21 protein-coding genes are annotated in these 21447 nt (G+C 58.1%); 7 read left to right on the top strand and 14 right to left on the bottom strand.

The features are described 5' to 3' along the window. Positions 1–888: DUF2066 domain-containing protein (locus DBR18_RS22920; protein ID WP_108592026.1), on the bottom strand; the 888-nt coding region annotated here is incomplete at its 3' end. 374 nt (positions 889–1262) lie between these two features. On the opposite strand from DBR18_RS22920, the gene purM reads away from it, so the two are divergent. From purM to DBR18_RS22905, 3 genes are read left to right on the top strand one after another with little or no spacing between them, the layout of a single operon-like run. Beyond that, a complete protein-coding gene (purM, locus tag DBR18_RS22915) occupies positions 1263–2321 on the top strand; it encodes a phosphoribosylformylglycinamidine cyclo-ligase (RefSeq protein ID WP_108592025.1) in 1059 nt (352 codons plus the stop codon). Next, complete coding sequence (purN, locus tag DBR18_RS22910) at positions 2321–2971, top strand: phosphoribosylglycinamide formyltransferase (protein WP_108592024.1); 651 nt, start codon at positions 2321–2323, stop codon at positions 2969–2971. Before purM ends, purN begins: the two co-directional genes overlap by 1 nt. An 8-nt stretch (positions 2972–2979) precedes the next feature. After that, the gene (locus tag DBR18_RS22905) at positions 2980–3693 is read left to right on the top strand and encodes a DUF3108 domain-containing protein (protein WP_108592023.1); all 714 of its coding nucleotides are present in this window, start codon (positions 2980–2982) and stop codon (positions 3691–3693) included. A 194-nt stretch (positions 3694–3887) separates the two neighbouring features. Here DBR18_RS22905 and DBR18_RS22900 read toward each other — a convergent pair whose 3' ends face one another. Together DBR18_RS22900 and DBR18_RS22895 are read right to left on the bottom strand one after the other, a co-directional pair. Beyond that, complete coding sequence (locus tag DBR18_RS22900) at positions 3888–5513, bottom strand: methyl-accepting chemotaxis protein (protein WP_108592022.1); 1626 nt, start codon at positions 5511–5513, stop codon at positions 3888–3890. A 131-nt stretch (positions 5514–5644) separates the two neighbouring features. Beyond that, positions 5645–6700 carry an amidohydrolase family protein gene (locus DBR18_RS22895; protein ID WP_108592021.1) on the bottom strand — a complete coding sequence of 352 codons (1056 nt, stop codon included), beginning with the start codon at positions 6698–6700 and terminating at the stop codon, positions 5645–5647. A gap of 128 nt (positions 6701–6828) precedes the next feature. On the opposite strand from DBR18_RS22895, the gene DBR18_RS22890 reads away from it, so the two are divergent. Both DBR18_RS22890 and DBR18_RS22885 read left to right on the top strand, forming a co-directional pair. Then, complete coding sequence (locus tag DBR18_RS22890) at positions 6829–7245, top strand: OsmC family protein (protein ID WP_108592020.1); 417 nt, start codon at positions 6829–6831, stop codon at positions 7243–7245. Positions 7246–7305: 60 nt separating this feature from the next. After that, a complete protein-coding gene (locus tag DBR18_RS22885; protein ID WP_108592019.1) occupies positions 7306–8178 on the top strand; it encodes a pirin family protein in 873 nt (290 codons plus the stop codon). Between the two features lie 85 nt (positions 8179–8263). Here the strand turns inward: DBR18_RS22885 and DBR18_RS22880 are convergent, their stop codons facing one another. The 4 genes from DBR18_RS22880 to DBR18_RS22865 form a co-directional block, all read right to left on the bottom strand. Beyond that, positions 8264–8992, bottom strand: a complete 729-nt coding sequence (locus tag DBR18_RS22880) for a dienelactone hydrolase family protein (RefSeq protein WP_108592018.1) — start codon at positions 8990–8992, stop codon at positions 8264–8266. A gap of 67 nt (positions 8993–9059) precedes the next feature. After that, positions 9060–10964, bottom strand: coding sequence for a molecular chaperone HtpG (gene htpG, locus DBR18_RS22875; protein ID WP_177482424.1), 1905 nt, complete (start codon positions 10962–10964; stop codon positions 9060–9062). 81 nt (positions 10965–11045) lie between these two features. Then, the gene (locus DBR18_RS22870; RefSeq protein ID WP_108592016.1) at positions 11046–11498 is read right to left on the bottom strand and encodes a PaaI family thioesterase; all 453 of its coding nucleotides are present in this window, start codon (positions 11496–11498) and stop codon (positions 11046–11048) included. Beyond that, complete coding sequence (locus DBR18_RS22865) at positions 11495–11971, bottom strand: PaaI family thioesterase (protein ID WP_108592015.1); 477 nt, start codon at positions 11969–11971, stop codon at positions 11495–11497. Before DBR18_RS22865 ends, DBR18_RS22870 begins: the two co-directional genes overlap by 4 nt. A 158-nt stretch (positions 11972–12129) precedes the next feature. Here DBR18_RS22865 and DBR18_RS22860 point away from each other — a divergent pair, with 158 nt between their 5' ends. After that, complete coding sequence (locus DBR18_RS22860; RefSeq protein ID WP_007962865.1) at positions 12130–12366, top strand: hypothetical protein; 237 nt, start codon at positions 12130–12132, stop codon at positions 12364–12366. A gap of 88 nt (positions 12367–12454) precedes the next feature. Here DBR18_RS22860 and DBR18_RS22855 read toward each other — a convergent pair whose 3' ends face one another. Next, positions 12455–12856 (bottom strand): MAPEG family protein, encoded by a 402-nt coding sequence (locus DBR18_RS22855; RefSeq protein WP_108592014.1) that lies wholly within the window; start codon positions 12854–12856, stop codon positions 12455–12457. Next, positions 12856–13593: a DUF599 domain-containing protein gene (locus DBR18_RS22850; RefSeq protein WP_003223022.1), complete on the bottom strand. Its 738-nt coding sequence runs from the start codon at positions 13591–13593 to the stop codon at positions 12856–12858. The genes DBR18_RS22855 and DBR18_RS22850 overlap by 1 nt, the downstream gene beginning before the upstream one ends. 244 nt (positions 13594–13837) lie before the next feature. Here DBR18_RS22850 and DBR18_RS22845 point away from each other — a divergent pair, with 244 nt between their 5' ends. Then, positions 13838–15106, top strand: coding sequence for a hypothetical protein (locus DBR18_RS22845; RefSeq protein ID WP_108592013.1), 1269 nt, complete (start codon positions 13838–13840; stop codon positions 15104–15106). A gap of 91 nt (positions 15107–15197) precedes the next feature. Here DBR18_RS22845 and brnQ read toward each other — a convergent pair whose 3' ends face one another. The 5 genes from brnQ to odhB all read right to left on the bottom strand — a co-directional run. After that, positions 15198–16511: a branched-chain amino acid transport system II carrier protein gene (gene brnQ / locus DBR18_RS22840; protein WP_108592012.1), complete on the bottom strand. Its 1314-nt coding sequence runs from the start codon at positions 16509–16511 to the stop codon at positions 15198–15200. Positions 16512–16899: 388 nt separating this feature from the next. Next, the gene (gene sucD, locus DBR18_RS22835) at positions 16900–17781 is read right to left on the bottom strand and encodes a succinate--CoA ligase subunit alpha (RefSeq protein WP_003223019.1); all 882 of its coding nucleotides are present in this window, start codon (positions 17779–17781) and stop codon (positions 16900–16902) included. Continuing rightward, positions 17781–18947, bottom strand: a complete 1167-nt coding sequence (gene sucC / locus DBR18_RS22830; protein WP_003223015.1) for an ADP-forming succinate--CoA ligase subunit beta — start codon at positions 18945–18947, stop codon at positions 17781–17783. Before sucC ends, sucD begins: the two co-directional genes overlap by 1 nt. 202 nt (positions 18948–19149) lie before the next feature. Next, on the bottom strand, positions 19150–20586 hold the full coding sequence (gene lpdA, locus DBR18_RS22825; protein WP_108592011.1) for a dihydrolipoyl dehydrogenase: 1437 nt from the start codon (positions 20584–20586) through the stop codon (positions 19150–19152). A 97-nt stretch (positions 20587–20683) separates the two neighbouring features. Next, a partial coding sequence (odhB, locus tag DBR18_RS29760) for a 2-oxoglutarate dehydrogenase complex dihydrolipoyllysine-residue succinyltransferase (RefSeq protein WP_256588853.1) occupies positions 20684–21447 on the bottom strand: 764 nt, incomplete at its 5' end.

Raw genomic sequence — 21447 nt, 5'->3', positions numbered from 1 at the left:
GACCCGATACACAATGCGATCACCATCGACACTCTGCAGACGCACACCAAACGGTTCGAGTAACCGCAACAGCGCGGCGTAATGCTCAAGATTCATGCCCTGCACTTCGAGCGTCTGCTGGCCGGAAGCGCCAGGCCTGGCAACAAATCGCGGGGCCAGACGCTCGGCCACCGCCAGCATCACCGCATCGGCCACAGCGGCCTGATCGGCGCCCTGCACACTGCCAGCCTCTTTCTGGTCGCCCAGCCACAGATGCCACTTGGCCTGCCACTGCCCACCCTCTTCGTGCGCATGCACCGCCAGCAAGGCATCCGCGCCGTAACGCTCCGAAGCGCCGCGCAATGGCGCGGGATCGGTGCCGTCCAGCACTGGCGCGGTGGCCACCAGTTGCTCACTCAGATCCGCCAGCGGCAAACGCAAGGGCAAACCACGATGCTGAGCCGCCGCACGCAACGGTGCAGCAGCGGCCTGACCATCGCCGACCAGGCTCGAACCTTCAGCCGAGTCATTCAGCCACCAGCTCAGAATCGACGGCCGACTCGCACCCCACAATGACAGCCCCGCGCGACGCAAGGCCTGCTCGGTGGTGGCCGGGTCGAAATCGACTTTCAGCACTTCCGGTGGCCCGGCATCGAAACCGAACTGGCTGATGATTTGTTGCGGGTCCTTGCGAATCGCTGCCAGCCCAGGATTTTGCACAGCCTTAGGGTCGCCGGTCAGGCGCAGCACCAGCGTATCCAGCGCCGCCTGAGTGGCGCGATCACGTTCTTCCGGCGCCTGGCTGCTGACCGGCTGACGCACCTGATAGAGACCTTTGAGGTTTTCGGCATGACTCGCCAGGCTGACCAACGACAAACAACCCACAACCAACAATTTACAAAAACGCATGGAAAATTCCCGTCGACAGGAGCGGCTGGAACAGGCCGCGTGAACCGTTTTAGCAAGGCTGTGACAATCTGCCATCGCAAAACATTCACACGGCGGCGGTAAGTTTTTGCACAGGGATAACGATAGACGGTTAATCGGCACACCTTATACAGGCACCCACCCGGCACAATTGCAAAAAATTTCAGTCGATTATGCCCCTGCCCGTCGGCGCGAGGATGGCCGCTGCCCCTCAAGCCTGATAAAATCGCGCGCCTTCGCAGACCGGCAACAGCCGGGCACCCCGAAATTCGCGTGAGGCCATCGCCCCTTCGATTTCGATGTTCCCGCTGAACTCGGTCGTTACCCCTGAATCCCCTCCCCTAAAGGCCTGGATCATGAGCAAGCAACCCTCCCTGAGCTACAAGGACGCCGGTGTAGACATCGACGCCGGTGAAGCATTGGTCGAACGCATCAAGAGCGTCGCCAAGCGCACTGCGCGCCCGGAAGTCATGGGCGGCCTGGGCGGTTTCGGCGCCCTCTGCGAAATCCCGGCCGGCTACAAGCAGCCTGTGCTGGTTTCCGGCACCGACGGCGTCGGCACCAAGCTGCGCCTGGCGCTGAACCTGAACAAGCACGACAGCATCGGCCAGGACCTGGTCGCCATGTGCGTCAACGATCTGGTGGTATGCGGCGCTGAACCGCTGTTCTTCCTCGACTACTACGCCACTGGCAAGCTGAACGTTGACGTGGCCGCCACTGTCGTCACCGGTATCGGTGCAGGCTGCGAACTGGCTGGCTGCTCCCTGGTCGGCGGCGAAACCGCTGAAATGCCTGGCATGTATGAAGGCGAAGACTACGACCTGGCCGGCTTCTGCGTCGGCGTCGTGGAAAAGGCAGAAATCATCGACGGTTCGAAAGTCGCCACCGGTGACGCCCTGATCGCCCTGCCATCGTCCGGCCCGCACTCCAACGGTTACTCGCTGATCCGCAAGATCATCGAAGTGTCCGGTGCCGACATCGAAACCGTTCAGCTCGACGGCAAGCCGCTGACCGACCTGCTGATGGCCCCGACCCGCATCTACGTGAAGCCGTTGCTCAAGCTGATCAAAGACACTGGCGCCGTCAAAGCCATGGCCCACATCACCGGTGGCGGTCTGCTGGACAACATCCCGCGCGTTCTGCCAAAAGGCGCTCAGGCCGTGGTTGACGTGGCCAGCTGGACTCGCCCGGCCGTCTTCGACTGGCTGCAAGAGAAAGGCAACGTCGACGAAACCGAGATGCACCGCGTGCTGAACTGCGGCGTCGGCATGGTCATCTGCGTGGCTCAGGAGCACGTTGAAGTGGCCCTGAACACCCTGCGTGACGCTGGCGAGCAGCCATGGGTCATCGGCCAGATCGCTGCCGCTGCCGAAGGCGCTGCACAGGTCGAGCTGAAAAACCTCAAGGCTCACTAATGCCTAATACCTGTGATGTCGTGGTGCTGTTGTCCGGCACCGGCAGTAACTTGCAGGCTCTGATCGACAGCACGCGGACCGGCGACAGCCCGGTCCGCATTGCTGCGGTGATTTCCAACCGCGCCGATGCGTACGGCCTGCAACGCGCCAGTGACGCGGGTATCGCCACCCGCTCGCTGGATCACAAGGCATTCGAAGGTCGCGAGGCCTTCGATGCTGCCCTGATCGAACTGATCGACGAATTCAAACCGAAACTCGTGGTACTGGCCGGATTCATGCGCATTCTCAGCGCTGATTTCGTGCGCCACTATCAGGGTCGTCTGCTCAACATCCACCCGTCGCTGCTGCCCAAATACAAAGGGTTACACACTCATCAGCGCGCGCTGGAGGCCGGCGACGCGGAACACGGCTGCTCCGTGCACTTCGTCACCGAGGAACTCGATGGTGGACCACTGGTCGTACAGGCAGTAATACCGGTAGAGTTGCACGACACGCCGCACAGTCTTGCGCAGCGAGTGCATGTCCAGGAACACCTGATCTACCCGATGGCTGTACGCTGGTTTGCCGAAGGCCGACTGGCACTCGGTGAGCAAGGTGCTTTACTGGATGGCCAGTTACTCGCGGCCAGCGGCCACTTGATTCGACACTAGGAGATTTTATGCGTCGCGCCCTGCTCTTCGCTTGCGCTTTGCTTGCCCTGCCCTTTGCGCAGGCGGCTGACCTTCAACCGTTCTCCGCCAGCTACACCGCCGACTGGAAACAGTTGCCCATGAGCGGCACTGCCGAACGCAGCCTGGCCAAGGAAGCCAACGGCGTCTGGAAACTCAGCTTCAAGGCGTCGATGATGATCGCCAGCCTGACCGAAGAAAGCACCCTGACCCTGGACAAAGGCACCCTGCTGCCGCAGTCCTACCACTTCGAACGCGGTGGTCTGGGCAAGGCCAAGAAATCCGATCTGGATTTCGACTGGAACGCGAAAATGGTCACCGGCACCGACCGTGGCGACGCGGTGAAAGTCCCGCTGAACCGTGGCATGGTCGACAAGTCGACTTATCAGTTGGCCCTGCAGCACGATGTGGCCGATGGCAAAAAGACCATGAGTTATCAAGTGGTCGACGGTAATGAAGTCGACACTTACGATTTCCGCGTACTGGGTGCCGAGAAAGTCGACACCAAGGCCGGCAAGATCGATGCAATCAAGGTCGAGCGCGTCCGCGACCCGACACAAAGCAAACGCATCACCGTGCTGTGGTTCGCCAAGGACTGGGATTATTTGCTGGTTCGCCTGCAACAGGTTGAAACCGACGGCAAGGAGTACAACATCATGCTCCAGGACGGCACGGTCAACGGCAAAACCGTTAAAGGCAGCTGATCCGTCGCTACAACAAAAAGCCCCGCAGATGCGGGGCTTTTTTGTGCCTGCAACTCCTCAAGCGACGCACAACTACTGTGGGAGCGGGCTTGCTCGCGAAAGCGGTCTGCCAGCTAACGAAGATGTATCTGATACAACGCCTTCGCGAGCAAGCCCGCTCCCACAGGGGGTGAGTGCAATCGTCAAGGGTCAGATCAGACCGAGAATTTGGCCACCATATTGTTCAAATCCACCGCCAGTCGCGACAACTCCTGGCTGGCCGCACTGGTCTGATTCGCCCCCGCCGAGGTCTGCGTTGCCAGGTCACGGATATTCATCAGATTACGATCCACTTCCCGCGCCACCGCTGCCTGCTCCTCCGAGGCACTGGCGATCACCAGGTTGCGCTCGTTGATCAAGGTGAACGCTGAAGCGATTTCCTCCAGCGCCACGCCTGCCGCCTTGGCCAGTTCCAGCGTCGAATGCGCACGGATGTTGCTCTGCTGCATCGAACTCACCGCCGAATCGGTGCCCTGCTGAATGCCACCGATCATCTGCTCGATTTCCTGGGTCGATTGCTGTGTGCGATGGGCCAGCGCCCGCACCTCATCGGCCACCACCGCGAAGCCGCGACCGGCATCCCCGGCCCGCGCTGCCTCGATCGCCGCGTTCAGCGCCAGCAGATTGGTCTGTTCGGCAATCGAGCGGATCACGTCCAGCACCTTGCTGATGCCGTGAACCTTTTGCGCCAGATCCTCCACCTGCGCTGCATTGGCGGTGACATCCTGCGCCAGCGATTCGATTGAAACCACGGTTTGCTTGACCTGCTCACGCCCATGCTGGGCAATGCGGTCAGACTCGCGGGACGCCTCCGAGGTTGCCACGGCGTTGCTCGCAACCTCTTCCACGGCAGCGGTCATCTGGTTGACCGCTGTGGCGGCTTGTTCGATCTCCAGACTTTGCTGATGCAGCCCGCGAGTGGCGTCTTCGGTAACGCAACTGAGTTCTTCGGAAGCGGACGCCAACTGGCTGGATGAATCGGATATCTGGCGGATGGTGTCGCGCAGGTTGTGCTGCATGCTCTTGAGCGCCTGCAGCAGCCGCGCCGGCTCGTCCTTGCCGGAAATACTGATATCACCGGTCAGATCGCCCCCGGCCACCACTTCAGCCACGCCCAGCGATTGCGCCAGCGGCAGGACGATGCTGCGGGTCAACAGTAACGCCAGACCGATGGTGATCAGTGCGGTGATGCCGATCATCACCCCGACCCACACCCGCGAATTGATGAACACCAGTCGAGCGGCTTCGGTGGCAAGGTTGGCGTTGTGCTTGTTCAGTTCGACCAGTTCCTTCAGGGTGACGGCCATGTCATCGGCTAACGGGCTCATCTCACCATTGAGGATGGCGGCAGCCTCCTCCACCCGGTTCTGCGCCGACAACTGCATGACCTGCGCCTGAAATTCCAGATACTTGTGCTCGGCAACCTTGAAGCGATCAAATAACCTGCGCTCTTCCGGCAGCACAATCAGCACGTCATAGCGTTGCTGCGCTTCACTAAGCACACCCCGCAATTCGTTGAGCTTGGCGACATTCTGCGCCAGCGCCTGCGGGTCGCGATTGAGCAGCAGGCGCATGGTCAGCGCACGCAGGCGCAGCATGTCCTGACTCATCTCGCCCACCGCCATCACGCTCGGCAGCCAGTTGTTGTCGACCTCATCAGACTGGGCGCGCATGTTCGACATTTGCAGCAGGGCGAACGCCCCCAGGGCAAACACCATCAACGCCAACACACCAAAACCCAGCCCGGCACGCGGCGCAATATTGAGACTGCGGATACTCATTACTCTGGCTCCTTCCAAAAGCGCTGCATCAACCCTGCAGCTGGTTGCTTTAGAAGGTATCGGCCCGCAGACAATTTGCGTAAGACGAAAAGGTGATATCAAAAGGCCTTGATACTCCGAACACCTCTGCCTTAACGATTTAGCGGGCTTTTCCCGGACTTGGACGCTGTTCGCGGCAATATCCCCAAGAAGTTGTCCCGAGCAACTTTATGCGCGACCTCCTCGGGCAACGCATCGAGAAACGGCGTGAAGCTGCGCATTTCCTTACCCAATTTGTTGAATCGACCTACAACATCCGAGCCGAGCATGAAGCGCTCAGGGTATTTCTCCACCAATGCCAGCCATTCCGGGCGCGGCTTGCCCTGCTCGTCGAGCAGATACGGTGTGAGCATGCTCCAGGACAGATCGATGAACAGATTTGGATAAGTCTCCAGCATCCGGCTGACGGTGGGCAGAAGAAATTTCAAATGCGTCTGGTGCCGATGAATCTCCGCGCTAGTGCCGGCGTGAGCCCAGATGAACCGCGTGTGCGGGTGATTACGCAACGGCTCCTCTATTTCCTTCAGATAAAGCGGATTCTTCTCACGCTTGGAGGTGATGTTGGAATGCAGCATCACCGGCAGATCGTTTTCCGCCGCCAGGTGATATACCCGCTTCATCGCCTCGTTATTGGCCCGTGGCGTATCGCCCGCCGTCAGCGCAGTGAGATCGTCATGCCGGGTGAATACTTCGCCGATGCCCTGCCACAACCCCGGATACAGATCGAGCATGCGCTGGATATGTGCGGCGGAGTTCTTGTCGTTGGGGTTGAAGCCCGACAGGAATGGATGAAAGTGCAGACGCTGCTCCGGCGTCAGTTTCTGCACGGCGTCAGCGACGATCACGTCGGTGGCGCTGTACCAGTAGGCATCCGCGTCATCACCGGCGTAATAGCGCGGTCGCTTGGGTTCGTCCTCGTGCCATTTCTTTGCCACGGGAATACCGGAAATCATCACGTGATCGATGGAATTGTCTTGCATGGCCGTGAGCAGTTTCGCCATGCCAGCGGTTTCCTGGAAGAAATCCACGTAGTGCAGGTGCGCATCGCTGTAGGTGTATTCGCGCGCATTGGCGCTGCCGGCAAATGCCAGCAGGCAGGCAAGACTTAAACGAAACAAGGGCACAAGTAATCTCCGACAAGTAGGCATAGCCTAGACCCTGAGCCGATGACCAGGGTTCATCCTGCAGGAAAGTGGAACGCAGCTCTGTGGGAATGCTCTATAACTGCAAGGTCTTTTTTGATCGCACGACTTTTCCTACTGCCAGTGAGGTTGCCATGACTGTTACCGTCAATACCGTCTCCGCCGAAGGTTTTCGTCACACCGTAAAGATCGATGACCACGAATTGTTTGCCGACGTACCGAAATCGGCTGGCGGCGAAGGCTCGGCCCCAGAGCCGCACGATTACTTCGACGCAGCCCTCGGCGCCTGCAAGGCCCTGACCTTGAAGATGTACGCAAAAAAGAAAGACATCCCGCTGACCGGCGTCGGTGTTGAGGTCAAACGCGACAACACCGAAGAGCAGAAAGGCAAATACGTGCTGCACGTCACCCTGACGCTCAAAGGCGTGTTAACCGACGCGCAACGCGAAGAACTGCTGCGCGTGGCCGATCGCTGCCCGATCCATAAACTGATGACCACCACCGACGTCAGCATCGAAACCCACGCGCCACAAGGCTTCGACAGCCAGTAACCCCCTCGTGCCAGCGGCGGGTTATGCTTCTGGCATCACCCGCTCAGCCTGGAATGCACCATGGATACACCACTCCTGATCATCCGCCCGCGCGCCGAAGACGTCGAAGGCCAGCCGATCCTGCGTCCGCTGCCGTCAGCCAAATGCCGCAGCGTCGGGCCATTCGTGTTTTTCGACCACATGCTCGAAACGGTTTATCCGACGGGCAAAGGCATGAACATCCGACAGCATCCGCACATTGGCCTGTCGACCCTGACCTACTTGTTCCAAGGACAGATCCAGCACAAGGACAGCCTTGGCTCCGATCTGGTGGTCAGCGCCGGCGATGTCAGCTGGATGACCGCTGGCAGTGCGATTGCCCACGTCGAGCGCACACCCGAGCCGTTGTGGGAGCAAAGCTTCACGATGCACGGCTTGCAGATCTGGCTGGCTTCGCCCAAGGATCACGAGCAAGGCCCGGGGCATTACAGCCATCACCCGGCGGCCACCCTGCCGGTCAGCGATAACCTTGGCGTGCAGATCCGGATGATCGCCGGGTCGGGCTTTTGTCTGGAATCACCGGTGCCGGTGCTTTCTCCTACGCTGTACGCCGAAGTGAAGATGCAAACCGCAACCACCTTGCTGATCCCGACCGAGCACGCGGAACGCGCGGTTTATGTGTTGAGTGGCGATGCGCAGTTGAATGGCGAGCCCCTCGAACCCCATGCGCTGGCGGTATTGCCGGCCGGGGAAGAAATGAGTCTGTTTGCCGAAAGTGATGTGCACGCGGTGGTGTTTGGCGGCGCTGCGCTGGACGGGCCACGGCGGATCAACTGGAATTTTGTCGCGAGCGATCCGGCGGCGATCGATGAGGCACGGCGCAAATGGACGGCCGGGGATTGGCCGAAGGTGCCGGGTGAAGTCGAGCGGATTGAATTGCCTGCAGGCCGGTAAAGCAAAAGATCGCAGCCTGCGGCAGCGCCTACATGCGATCGATGTAGGAGCTGCCGCAGGCTGCGATCTTTTGATTTTGAAACAATCAGCCTTTGAACACTTCATCCAGCAAATCATGCATCGACTTGAACGCGCGCTTGGCGGTCTTCGCGTCGTACATCATCTTGCCTGGCACATTGGCATGCGGATCGGTGAACGAATGCACTGCACCGCCGTAGCTGAGCAACTGCCAATCGACATTCGCTGCGTTCATCTCGTCTTCAAACGCTGGCAACTGTTCTTTCGGCACCAACGGATCGGAAGCGCCGTGCAATACCAGCACTGAACCCTTGATATTCTTGGCATCCGCCGGGTTCGGCGAATCCAGCGTGCCATGGAACGACACCGCGGCTTTCACTGGCGCACCGGTACGCGCCAGATCCAGCGCACAGCAACCACCAAAGCAGAAACCGAACACCGCCAGCTTCGACGTATCGACTGCCGCTTCTCCCTGCTTCTGCAACTGCTCGAATGCGGCCTGCATGCGTTTGCGCAGCAGTGCACGGTCGTTTTTCAGTGGCATCATCGCCGCGCCGGCCTGATCGCCGTTCTGCGGACGCACCGCCTGGCCGTACACGTCAGCAATCAACACCACGTAGCCCTTGGCCGCGACCGACTTGGCGATCTCCTCGGCACCGGCGCTGACGCCCATCCAGTTCGGCGCCATCAACAGCCCCGGGCGTGCGCCCTTGTGCTCGGCGTCGAACGCCAGACGACCTTCATAGGGCTGGCCGTCGATCTGATAGACCACGGAACGTACAGTGACTTGGCTCATTTCTGACTCCTGAAGGTTAAACACCAGAATGAAAAAACCCGCCGAAGCGGGTTTTTCTACAACGTGATCAAGCTGACAGTTCAACCAGCAGCTTGTTCAGACGGGTCACGTAAGCGGCCGGGTCTTTCAAGCTTTCGCCAGCCGCCAGGGCGGCCTGATCGAAAAGGATGTGCGACAGATCGCCAAAACGCCCTTCGTTCTGCTCGCCGTCGAGTTTCTCGATCAGCGGGTGGCTCGGGTTGAATTCGAAGATCGGCTTCGATTCCGGCACTTTCTGCCCGCTGGCTTCGAGGATCTGGCGCATTTGCAGGCCCAGGTCCTGTTCGCCGATGGCCAGAATGGCTGGCGAATCGGTCAGACGGTGAGAAACGCGAACCTCGGCAACGGAATCGCCCAACGCTGTTTTCAGACGCTCGACCAGACCTTCCTTGGACTTGGCGACTTCTTCCGCGGCTTTCTTGTCCTCTTCCGAGTCCAGGTTGCCCAGATCCAGATCACCGCGCGCCACGTCGACAAAGGTCTTGCCGTCGAATTCGTTGAGATAGCTCATCAGCCACTCGTCGATACGGTCGGTCAGCAGCAGCACTTCGATGCCTTTCTTGCGGAAGACTTCCAGGTGCGGGCTGTTCTTGACCTGCGCGTAGGTTTCACCGGTGAGGTAGTAGATCTTGTCCTGACCTTCCTTGGCGCGCGCCAGGTAGTCGGCCAGACCGACGATCTGCTCGCCGTCGTCACCTTGGGTCGATGCGAAACGCAGCAGACCGGCAATTTTTTCCTTGTTGGCGAAATCTTCTGCCGGGCCTTCTTTCATGACCTGACCGAAGTTTTTCCAGAAACCCTTGTATTGCTCAGGCTCGTTCTTCGCCAGTTTTTCCAGCATGTCCAGCACGCGCTTGGTCAACGCGGTTTTCATCGAGTCGATGATCGGGTCTTTCTGCAGGATTTCCCGCGACACGTTCAGCGACAGGTCGTTGGAGTCAACCACACCCTTGATGAAACGCAGGTACAGCGGCAGGAACGACTCGGCCTGATCCATCACGAACACGCGCTGCACGTACAGCTTCAGGCCTTTCGGCGCTTCACGCTGGTACAGATCGAACGGCGCACGGGCTGGCACGTACAGCAGCGAGCTGTACTCGAGCTTGCCTTCGACCTTGTTGTGGCTCCAGGCCAGCGGGTTTTCGAAGTCGTGAGCGATGTGCTTGTAGAACTCCTGGTATTCCTCGTCCTTCACTTCAGTGCGCGGACGGGTCCACAGGGCGCTGGCGCGGTTGACGGTTTCCCATTCAACAGCAGGCTTCTCTTCACCTTCAGCGACAGTGACTTCTTTCGGCAGCTCGATCGGCAGCGCGATGTGGTCGGAGTATTTCTTGATGATGTTGCGCAGACGCCAGCCGTCGGCGAACTCGTCTTCACCGGACTTCAGGTGCAGGACAATGCGGGTGCCACGCTCTGGCTTTTCGACGGTGGCAACTTCGAACTCGCCCTCGCCTTTCGACGACCAGTGCACGCCTTCGCTGGCCGGGGTGCCGGCGCGACGGCTGTACACGTCGACTTTGTCGGCGACGATGAAGGCGGAGTAGAAGCCCACACCGAACTGGCCGATCAGGTGCGAATCTTTCTTCTGATCGCCCGAGAGATTCTTCATGAAATCGGCGGTGCCCGATTTGGCGATGGTCCCCAGGTGGGTGATCACATCGTCACGGTTCATGCCGATACCGTTGTCTTCGAGGGTGACGGTCTTGGCGTCCTTGTCGAAACTCACACGGATTTTCAGTTCAGCGCCACCTTCGAGCAACTCAGGCTTGGCCAGGGCTTCGAAGCGCAGCTTGTCGACAGCGTCAGAGGCGTTCGAGATCAATTCGCGAAGGAAGATTTCCTTATTGGAATACAGCGAATGGATCATGAGGTGCAGCAGCTGCTTTACCTCGGTCTGGAAGCCCAGGGTTTCCTTTTGAGTTTCCACACTCATGGTCATCAAACTCCAATCAGATGGCAGTGGCCGCGACCCGGAGGGTCGGCGGCGGGTTGTTCACTGAGTTGGGGGCTGCGTTCAGGATTTCAAGGGCTCATCGATTTTGAAATGTGCACGGGCGGTGGCGATCGGTTCGCTCTCGGTGCTTTGCCAGGCCGTGACCGCGACGTTGGCCACGCGCCGGCCCTGGCGACAGACCTGACACTTGGCCCAGGTGTCACGAAACTGCCCGGCACGCAGGTAATCCAGGGAAAAATCGATGATCTTCGGCACCCCGGGCGCCTCGGTGAAAATCAACAAATGCAACGCGGCCGCCAGCTCCATGAACCCGGCAATCACTCCGCCATGGATCGCCGGTAATAAAGGGTTACCAATGTTGTCCTTGTTCGCCGGCAGTCTGAACAGCAATTCATCGCCGACTCGCGAGCATTCGACGCCGATCAGCCCTGCATAAGGAATCAGTTGCAGCAGCGGCGCGTAATCGCCCTGAGCGTGAGCCTGCAGCAGTTGTTGCTTCCAGTCATCGCTCATGGACGTTCTCCTTTGATCTTGCCACCGAATCCTTGAGTACCCTTCAAGCCCTTGCCCATGCGCATGAACGTGCCAACGACATGGGCGATCGGCTGCTGCGGGTCATCCTGATAGGCAAAGCCGCGAGCGAAGATCACATCGGTGGTGACCCGATAACACTGGGCAAAGCCATAGACGTCCTTGTTCGGCTCGGCGGCGTGCATGTAGTCGATGCGCAGATCCAGCGTCGGGCAGACTTCGAATTCCGGTAGCACGCACAGCGTAGACATGCCGCACGCGGTGTCCATCAGCGAGGTAATGGCTCCGCCGTGGATGACACCGGTCTGCGGGTTGCCAACGATTTGCGCGCTGTACGGCAACTTGACCGTCAGCCCTTCGCTGCTGGCGCTGTGCACTGTCAATCCGAGCACCTGACAATGGCGCAAGGCCGAGAGAAATCGCGTCGCGCGCTCAAAAACGGGGTTTTCAGCCATTTGATAATTACTCTCGTTAGAGCCTTTTGCCAGTAGTAGGAAACACGGCAAAAGTTCCACTAAAAAACAAACTTATATATCTGAACAAAATGAGGAACTTAACCTTTGGCGCGGCGCTCTTAAGGCCAGTAGTTATTTTCCATAAGGAGAAACACCCCATGCGTAAGACTTTAGCTATTGCCTTGATGTTGACCGCTTCCCTCGGTCTCGCTGCCTGCGATAAAAAATCCGAGGACAAAGCTCAAGATGCCAACCAACATGCTGAGCAAGCTCAGCAAGACATGAACAAAGCTCAGGATAAAGTGAACGACGCAGCAAAAGAAAACGCCGAAGCTGCCAAAGCTCAGGCTGAATCGAATCAAGCTGCTCAGGAAGAAGCTGCCAAGAAGCAATAATTGCGACTTGATGCAGAAAAAGAAAACCCGCCAAGTGCGGGTTTTCTTTTGCCTGTGATTTATTGTCAGTCTTGGCTTAGAGGCTTTTTTAGAGCAGTACGGTTCTAAAAGTCGGACTGATCATCAGCAACAAAGAGCAGATCAGGCCGACCAGCCACACCAGACTGCGCAGCGATGGTTTATCAGCCAGGTACAACCACAGGTAGAGAATTCGCGCGATCACAAAGATGATCGCCAGCGCATCGATCAACCAGCCTTGCGTTTGTGTGGTGTGCGCCATCAGCACGCCGACGGCAAACAGAATGAACGCTTCGATGCTGTTTTGATGCGCCGCCAGTGCCCGCGCACCGTAACCCGTGAGTTGCGCCTGCTGTTGGCGTGGAAGGTGATTGTTGTAACCGCCCTGCTCTTTCATGGCCTTGGCCACCGGCATGCGCGCGATGTAGATCAACAATGCACTGATAAACACACACCAGAACGGAATACTCATCAAGCGGCCTCTTTATTGGTTTCGGGCAATGGCGCCTCTGTAGGGGTATAGACCATCACGTCGAGAACGTCGGAATGAAACTCGCGGCGATACAACACCAGCACCACGCCGGCACTCATCAACATGAACAGCCACGGGCTGACAAACCACGCCAGCATGCTCATGCCGAAGTAATAAGAGCGCAGGCCGAAGTTGAACTGATTGGCTGCCATCGAAATCACCCGCGCCGCTCGCAGGGCGAACGCCTTGCGTTCCTGCTCGGAAACTTGTCGCTCACCGATCATCGGCGCCGAGCCGACCAGTACCGCGGCAAAATTGTACTGACGCATGCACCAGCTGAACGTGAAAAACGCATAGACGAACACCAGCGCCAGGCACAGCAACTTGATCTCCGACATGCCCTGCGACGCCTGCTGCACCATCGGAATATCTGCCAGCAGCGACACGGCGCGCTCGGAAGCGCCCAGCACGGTGAGAATGCCGGCGAGGATGATCAGGGTACTGGAAGCGAAGAACGAGGCATTGCGCTCCAGGTTACCGATCACGCTGGCGTCGGCGATGCGGTTGTCGCGCAAGAGCATGCGGCGCATCCAGTCTTCGCGGTACAGGTGCAGCACACTGGCCAGGCACGCGGTATCGCGGGCCTTCCACGACGCATAACGGGTGTAACCGCCCCAGCAGATGACAAACCAGAGCGCGGCCAGCAGGTGGATCAGGTTGGCTTGGATGAACGACATGCAGATCCTTTGATGATAGCCAGGCAAGTAGCAAGAAGAGTTTCCGCGCAAGCAATAACTTCATAGTTTTACCCCACGCGACACGAACCCAGCTTGGACGCCAGATGAGCGCAAAAGGCACCGCTTACCGGGATTTCTATTGATCGTGCGCGATCAATAGCTGTCAAACTTGACAGGTTCAGAAGGGGTTTCAGTGGAGTAATGTCATTGGAGAACGACCAACCACCACCCCGGAGCACCAACCATGTTAAAACCAACTCAGATACGCGCGAAAAAAATTCAGAACAACCAAGGCTTTGATCCCACTTTTGGTGAAGATGGAGTTGCCTATGATTTTTCCCTACCAGGCAGCGACACCCTTAGTATTGTGGCACGACTCGACGACGGCAGAATCTTGATGTGGGGAAGCGTCAGCTGGGAGGACCGCCTGGATTTCCAGCTGGTTCAGCTCCTGGAAAATGGCACCTTGGATACCAGATTCGCCAATAACGGAATTTTCACCGGTGGCTTCAAGGATGGTGCTCCCGCGTTTCCATCTGGGGCTCAACGAAATGACGACGGCAGCATTATATTGATCGGCACCCATTATGGTACTGATGGTCGAAATCAAGCCATCCTGCGTCTTCGTCCAGATGGAACTCGTGATCAAACCTTTGGTGATGACGGCGTAGTGATCGTCCCACCGATTGCGAATCCAAATGTATTGAGCGTGCTAGCGATGTCGGCAAATACCTCGAGCTCTCCCCTTTCCAACGTTGCAATCGGCCCTGATGGCGCAATCGTAATCACTTCATGGACACTGATCCAAAAATTCTCACACGACGGTTCGCCAGACGCATCGTTCAATGGCAGAGGCAGTCTGATAACCAATTACCGCATCGCAGCTGTGGCCGTATCGAACGACGGAAGGATCACCATTGCAGGCTCCACATTTGACAATGAGGGCCTCATCGCCCGCTACCACCCCAATGGAACACCCGACCAAGGATTTGGGCAGAACGGCGAAATCCGAATCCGAGTGGATGGCGTATATACGGGATTTTCGAGCATGATGCTGAATCCGGATGGCAGCGTTATTGTCGCTGGATCGCGAGATCTGAATTCGAATGACGTCTGGGGGACTGAGCGACGAGGCGTAATTGCTTTTTACAACGCTAATGGCAGCCCCAACCTCGTTTTCAACGGTGGCAAGCCTTTGGTCAGTGAAGCGCCAACAGGAAAGGCTAATTCATGGACTGCGATAGGTGGAAATACAACCAGTGGAGTTGTTGTTGTAGGCCTGATCGGACTCAGGAGCAATGAAAGTTCGCTAGTCGCTAGATACGATGTGACAGGCAAACCTGATACCACCTTCGGAACCGCTGGATTTCAGGAAACGAAAATCGGGTATGATCGAGAACTATGGGAGTCAGTAGTCGTGCAACCTGACAACAAAATCATCGCATCAGGCGACTGCCGCTATCTATTCAGTAGGGCTACCGTCGTCCGCTATCTCGCTGCCAATCAACAATAGCTTGTGAAATACAAAAAAATGCCCCGTATCGATTGATACCGGGGCATTTCTGTTTAATCGCTCGGGAGCCGCTTGTGGCGGCCCGGCAATCTTAGGCGAGTGCTTCGGCGCGTTTGCCCAGCAGGCGGTCGCACACGACGGCAACTATCAGGGTCATCACGCACGGCACCAGCCACGCCAGACCTTGCTCGCTCAGCGGTAGGTGAGCCAGTTGCGATGGCATCCAGTCAGCCAGGCCGGCGCCTTTCAACGCATCGATGGTGCCGAATATGAACGACACCAACATCACCGGGCCCATGATACGGCTCTGTTCATGCCAGAACGCACTGCAGAAGCTCAGCGCCACCAGAACGATGCACGGTGGATAGATCGCGGTGAGTACCGGGATCGAGAACGCGATCAGCTTGGTCAGGCCCAGATTGGACACCAGCAGCGAAAACGCGGCGAGGATGATCACCAGAGTCTTGTACGACAGCGGCACGACACGGCTGAAATACTCGGCGCAGGCACAGGTCAGGCCAACCGCAGTCACCAGACAGGCCAGCGAGATCAATACCGCGAGGAAACCACTGCCCAGCGAGCCGAAGGTGTGTTGCACGTAAGCATGCAGCACCGCCGCGCCGTTGGTGGCACCGGCAGCGACTTCATGGCTGCCGGAACCAAGGCGGAACAGACTGACATAGACCAGCGCCAGACCGACACCGGCAATCAGCCCGGCGATGATCGCGTAACGGGTGATCAGCACAGGCGACTCGACGCCACGGGAGCGGATCGCGTTGACGATGACGATGCCGAATACCAGAGCGCCCAGGGTGTCCATGGTCAGGTAACCATTGATGAAGCCTTGAGAAAACGGTGCGGCAACGTATTCCGGGGTGGCGACACCGATGTCACCGGCCGGCAAAGCGAACGCGGCGATGCCGAGTACGGCCAGGGCGATGATTTTCAGCGGTGCGAGGAAACGCCCCACGGTATCGAGCAGGCGGCCCGGATACAGCGAAATGAAAAACACCAGCAGGAAGTACACCGAGCTGTAGAGGAACAGCGCCAGCGGGCTTTCGCCTGTCAGCGGAGCCAGACCCACTTCGAACGACACGGTTGCAGTACGTGGAGTAGCGAACAGCGGACCAACTGCCAGATAGCACGCCGCGGCGAGCACACCACCGGCAATCTTGCCGATCGGGCTACTCAACGCATCCATCGCACCACCCACCTTTGCCAGGGCCACGACGGTGATCACCGGCAGACCGACCGCCGTGATCAGGAAGCCCAGCGCCGCCATCCAGACGTTAGGTCCGGACTGCAAACCGACGATAGGCGGGAAAATGATGTTGCCGGCCCCGACGAACAGGGCAAATGTCATGAAACCCAGTGCCAGGATGTCCTGACCTTTCAAAACTTTCATTAAGGAAATACCACACTACTGAATCGGAATTTAGAGAGGGATTTCCCTGTAGGGTTAGGGAAATGCTGCCAGTCCGTATGGGGCTGACCCGTTTAGCGCATCGCATGCCTTTTGGGCGGCAGACGCAAAAATGGCTGCCAGACTAACGAATTCGTCTGACAAACGCACTGTTTGAGGGCGAACTATCCGATACACGACGTTTCCGTGTCGCGTATACGCATTTAAATTTCATAAAAAAAGCAAAGATCAAAAGATCGCAGCCTTCGGCAGCTCCTACACCGGATCATCGGTAGGAGCTGCCGAAGGCTGCGATCTTTTGATCTTCAGAAACAACAAAGGCCACCCGAAGGTGGCCTTTGTCTGGTGAAGCGTCAGTCAAGCACGAGGCTTACTTGACAGCCCAACCGGTCAGCTCGGCCAAGGCCTTGCCGATGTCTGCCAGCGAACGCACGGTTTTTACGCCTGCGTCTTGCAGCGCAGCGAACTTCTCGTCTGCAGTGCCTTTGCCGCCAGAGATGATTGCGCCAGCATGGCCCATGCGCTTGCCCGGAGGAGCAGTCACACCAGCGATGTAGGAAACAACCGGCTTGGTCACGTGTGCCTTGATGTAGGCAGCCGCTTCTTCTTCAGCCGAACCGCCGATCTCGCCGATCATCACGATCGCTTCGGTCTTCGGGTCTTCCTGGAACAATTTCAGGATGTCGATGAAGTTCGAACCCGGGATCGGGTCACCACCGATGCCGACGCAAGTCGACTGACCGAAACCGGCGTCAGTGGTCTGCTTCACAGCTTCGTAGGTCAGGGTGCCGGAACGCGAAACGATACCGACCTTGCCTGGCAAGTGAATGTGACCTGGCATGATGCCGATCTTGCATTCGCCTGGGGTGATCACGCCTGGGCAGTTAGGGCCGATCAGGGTAACACCCAGCTCGTCGCACTTAACTTTGGCGTCCAGCATGTCCAGGGTAGGAATGCCTTCGGTGATGCAGACGATCAGCTTGATGCCGCCGAACGCTGCTTCCAGGATCGAGTCCTTGCAGAAAGGAGCCGGAACGTAGATCACGCTGGCGGTAGCGCCAGTGGCAGCAACTGCGTCTTTGACGGTGTTGAACACTGGCAGACCCAGGTGCTCGGTGCCGCCTTTGCCCGGCGTTACGCCACCAACCATCTTGGTGCCGTATTCGATGGCTTGCTGGGTGTGGAAACTACCTTGCGAACCGGTAATACCCTGGCAGATAACTTTGGTGTCTTTATTGATCAGGACGCTCATTATTTGCCCTCCGCAGCTTTGACAACTTGTTGAGCAGCGTCGGTCAGGCTGGTAGCAGCGATGATGTTCAAACCGCTTTCTGCCAGTACTTTAGCGCCCAGCTCAGCGTTGTTGCCTTCAAGGCGAACAACAACCGGGATTTTCACGCCGACTTCTTTCACGGCGCCGATGATGCCTTCGGCAATCATGTCGCAGCGAACGATGCCGCCGAAGATGTTGACCAGTACTGCAGCGACGTTGGTGTCGGACAGGATGATCTTGAAGGCTTCGGTCACGCGCTCTTTGGTAGCACCACCACCTACGTCGAGGAAGTTGGCTGGCTTGCCGCCGTGCAGGTTGACGATGTCCATGGTACCCATGGCCAGGCCGGCACCGTTGACCATGCAGCCGATGTTGCCTTCCAGGGCTACGTAGTTCAGTTCGAACTTGGCAGCGTGCGCTTCGCGCGGATCGTCTTGCGACGGATCGTGGAAAGTCTTCAGCTTAGGCTGACGGTACATGGCGTTGGCGTCGATGTTGATCTTGGCGTCCAGGCAGTGCAGATCGCCGTCAGCCTTGATCACCAGCGGGTTCACTTCCAGCAGGGCCAGATCGTGATCCTGGAACAGTTTGGCCAGACCGACGAAGATCTTGGCGAACTGGGCAACCTGCTTGCCTTCCAGACCCAGTTGGAACGCCAGCTCGCGACCCTGGAATGGCTGAGCGCCAACCAGTGGATCGATAGTGGCTTTCAGAATTTTTTCTGGAGTGTCGTGAGCGATTTTCTCGATGTCCACGCCACCTTCGGTGGAAGCCATGAACACGATGCGACGGCTCGAACGGTCAACGACAGCGCCCAGGTACAGCTCTTTAGCGATATCAGTGCACGATTCAACCAGGATCTTGGTGACTGGCTGACCATTGGCGTCAGTCTGGTAAGTCACCAGACGCTTGCCCAGCCACTGCTGTGCGAAGGCCTTGGCGTCTTCTTTGTTGCGAACCAGCTTGACGCCGCCCGCTTTACCGCGACCACCGGCGTGGACCTGGGCTTTGACAACCCACTCGCTGCCGCCGATTTTGTCGCAAGCTTCTGCTGCTGCTTCCGGGGTGTCTACTGCGTAACCAGTGGAAACTGGCAGGCCGTATTCAGCGAACAGCTGCTTACCCTGATACTCGTGAAGATTCATGCTTTTTACCGTCTTCGTTAGGTACTGCGCATTCGGCGCTGCGCTCTTGATGAGTGCCGCGCCACCTGTGACTGCTGCTTGCGTAGCCTTTCCGGATACCCGGTGCAGCTACGCAAGACTGCGTCCAGCGGACATTCCGCGGTGAGACTTGCTCGCAAGGCTCACGACGGGCCGTTACCGCCGTGGTTTCTTATTGTGTGTCTTAACGCTTCTTGCGGTTGGCAATGTGGATGGCGCCGCCATTCACCGCCAGAGCAGCTTCGTGCAAGGCTTCAGACAGGGTCGGATGGGAGAAAACCATCATGCCCAGGTCTTCAGCGCTGGTGCCGAATTCCATACCGATCGCGCCCTGCTGAACCAGTTCTGCAGCGCTCGGGCCAATCACGTGCACGCCCAATACGCGGTCGGTCTTGGCATCAGCGATGACCTTGACGAAACCACCAGTATCGTTGGCGGCCATGGCACGGCCGGAAGCGGCGAACGGGAAGGTGCCGACGTTAACTTCAACGCCTTCGGCTTTCAAGGCCTGCTCGGTTTTGCCAACCCACGCGATTTCCGGGTGAGTATAAATAACCGAAGGGATCAGGTCATAGTTCATCTGGGCTTTGTGGCCCTTGATGCGCTCGACAACCATGATGCCTTCTTCCGACGCCTTGTGCGCCAGCATCATGCCGCGAACCACGTCACCGATGGCGTAAACGCCCGGTACGGTGGTGGCGCAGTGATCGTCAACGTGCACGAAACCGCGCTCGTCCAGGGTCACGCCGCTGTCGGCAGCCAGCAGATCAGTGGTCACCGGACGGCGACCAACGGCTACGATCAGCTTGTCGAAAGTGATGGTCTGTTCGCCGTTGGCATCGGTGTAGTTCACAACGACTTCGTCGCCGTTCACTTTGGAACCGGTTACGCGAGCGCCCAGCTTGATGTCCAGACCTTGCTTGGTCAGGGTTTTCAGCGCTTCCTTGGAAACAGCGGTGTCCGCTGCCATCAGGAAGGTGTCCAGGGCTTCCAGGACAACCACTTCGGAGCCCAGACGCGACCACACCGAACCCAGTTCCAGACCGATCACGCCAGCGCCGATCACGCCCAGACGTTTAGGTACGGACTGGAATTCCAGAGCGCCAGTCGAATCAACGATGACTTTCTGATCGACCGGAGCCGGTGGAATGTCGATCGGACGCGAACCTGGTGCCAGGATGACGTTTTCGGCTTCGATGACTTCAACCGAACCGTCAGGCTTGGTGACTTCGACTTTCTTGCCGGCCAGCAGCTTGCCGTGGCCCTGGATCGAAGTAACGCCGTTGGCCTTGAACAGGGTGGCAACGCCGCCGGTCAGGTTCTTGACGATGCCAGCCTTGCGGCCAACCATCGCAGCGACGTCCATTTTGACTTCGCCGGTCGAGATACCGTGAACGTTGAAGCTCTCTTTGGCTTCCTTGTACTTCCAGGAGCTGTCCAGCAGCGCCTTGGACGGAATGCAGCCGACGTTCAGGCAAGTACCGCCGAGGGCCTGTTTGCCTTCAGCGTCGGTGTACTTCTCGATGCAGGCAGTGGTGAGACCCAGCTGCGCGGCCTTGATGGCAGCTACATAGCCGCCAGGGCCGGCACCGATCACTACTACGTCAAATTTCTGCGACATTCAAAAAATCCTCTTTAGCGAAAAGCTTCAAGCCGCGCGCTGCGGGCCGTACCGCCGTTGCCGACGGTACGCCACCCGCAGCGCATGGCTGCTTCTATCAGATATCCAGCAACAGACGAGCCGGATCTTCCAGCAGGTTCTTGATGGTCACCAGGAAGGTCACAGCTTCTTTGCCATCGATCAGACGGTGATCGTAGGACAGTGCCAGGTACATCATCGGGCGGATCACGACCTGACCATTGATGGCCATAGGACGCTGGATGATGTTGTGCATGCCCAGAATCGCTGCCTGCGGCGGGTTGACGATCGGGGTCGACATCATCGAACCGAAGGTACCACCGTTGGTGATGGTGAAGGTACCGCCGGTCATCTCTTCCATCGACAGCTTGCCGTCACGGGCCTTCTTGCCGAACGTGGCGATGCCGCCTTCGATTTCGGCCAGGCTCATCAGCTCGGCGTTACGCAGAACCGGTACAACCAGACCACGGTCGCTGGAAACGGCAACACCGATGTCGGCGTAGCCGTGGTAAACGATGTCTGCACCGTCGATCGAAGCGTTGACTGCCGGGAAGCGTTTCAGCGCTTCGGTGGCCGCCTTGACGAAGAACGACATGAAGCCCAGGCGTACGCCGTTGTGGGACTTCTCGAACAGATCCTTGTACTTCGAACGCAGCGCCATGACTTCGGTCATGTCGACTTCGTTGAAGGTGGTCAGCATCGCCATGTTCGACTGGGCTTCAACCAGACGCTCGGCAACCTTGGCACGCAGACGGGTCATCGGCACGCGTTTTTCAACACGATCGCCAGCGGCGAATACAGGAGCAGCAGCGGCTGGAGCAGCAGCTTTTGCAGGCGCGGCAG

The organism is Pseudomonas sp. HMWF021, from assembly GCF_003061005.1.
GTDB lineage: Bacteria > Pseudomonadota > Gammaproteobacteria > Pseudomonadales > Pseudomonadaceae > Aquipseudomonas.
This window is presented reverse-complemented; position numbering and strand designations above follow the sequence as displayed.

Coding starts and splice junctions, on each gene's coding strand:
- DBR18_RS22855 (WP_108592014.1), bottom strand. CDS start 12,856: ATGAGTATTCCGTTCTGGTGTGTGTTTATCAGTGCATTGTTGATCTAC.
- sucD (WP_003223019.1), bottom strand. CDS start 17,781: ATGAGCGTCCTGATCAATAAAGACACCAAAGTTATCTGCCAGGGTATT.
- DBR18_RS22845 (WP_108592013.1), top strand. CDS start 13,838: ATGTTAAAACCAACTCAGATACGCGCGAAAAAAATTCAGAACAACCAA.
- DBR18_RS22900 (WP_108592022.1), bottom strand. CDS start 5,513: ATGAGTATCCGCAGTCTCAATATTGCGCCGCGTGCCGGGCTGGGTTTT.
- htpG (WP_177482424.1), bottom strand. CDS start 10,964: ATGAGTGTGGAAACTCAAAAGGAAACCCTGGGCTTCCAGACCGAGGTA.
- DBR18_RS22860 (WP_007962865.1), top strand. CDS start 12,130: ATGCGTAAGACTTTAGCTATTGCCTTGATGTTGACCGCTTCCCTCGGT.
- DBR18_RS22870 (WP_108592016.1), bottom strand. CDS start 11,498: ATGAGCGATGACTGGAAGCAACAACTGCTGCAGGCTCACGCTCAGGGC.
- DBR18_RS22865 (WP_108592015.1), bottom strand. CDS start 11,971: ATGGCTGAAAACCCCGTTTTTGAGCGCGCGACGCGATTTCTCTCGGCC.
- brnQ (WP_108592012.1), bottom strand. CDS start 16,511: ATGAAAGTTTTGAAAGGTCAGGACATCCTGGCACTGGGTTTCATGACA.
- DBR18_RS22895 (WP_108592021.1), bottom strand. CDS start 6,700: ATGCCTACTTGTCGGAGATTACTTGTGCCCTTGTTTCGTTTAAGTCTT.
- purN (WP_108592024.1), top strand. CDS start 2,321: ATGCCTAATACCTGTGATGTCGTGGTGCTGTTGTCCGGCACCGGCAGT.
- DBR18_RS22880 (WP_108592018.1), bottom strand. CDS start 8,992: ATGAGCCAAGTCACTGTACGTTCCGTGGTCTATCAGATCGACGGCCAG.
- DBR18_RS22905 (WP_108592023.1), top strand. CDS start 2,980: ATGCGTCGCGCCCTGCTCTTCGCTTGCGCTTTGCTTGCCCTGCCCTTT.
- DBR18_RS22890 (WP_108592020.1), top strand. CDS start 6,829: ATGACTGTTACCGTCAATACCGTCTCCGCCGAAGGTTTTCGTCACACC.
- DBR18_RS22850 (WP_003223022.1), bottom strand. CDS start 13,593: ATGTCGTTCATCCAAGCCAACCTGATCCACCTGCTGGCCGCGCTCTGG.
- sucC (WP_003223015.1), bottom strand. CDS start 18,947: ATGAATCTTCACGAGTATCAGGGTAAGCAGCTGTTCGCTGAATACGGC.
- purM (WP_108592025.1), top strand. CDS start 1,263: ATGAGCAAGCAACCCTCCCTGAGCTACAAGGACGCCGGTGTAGACATC.
- lpdA (WP_108592011.1), bottom strand. CDS start 20,586: ATGTCGCAGAAATTTGACGTAGTAGTGATCGGTGCCGGCCCTGGCGGC.
- DBR18_RS22885 (WP_108592019.1), top strand. CDS start 7,306: ATGGATACACCACTCCTGATCATCCGCCCGCGCGCCGAAGACGTCGAA.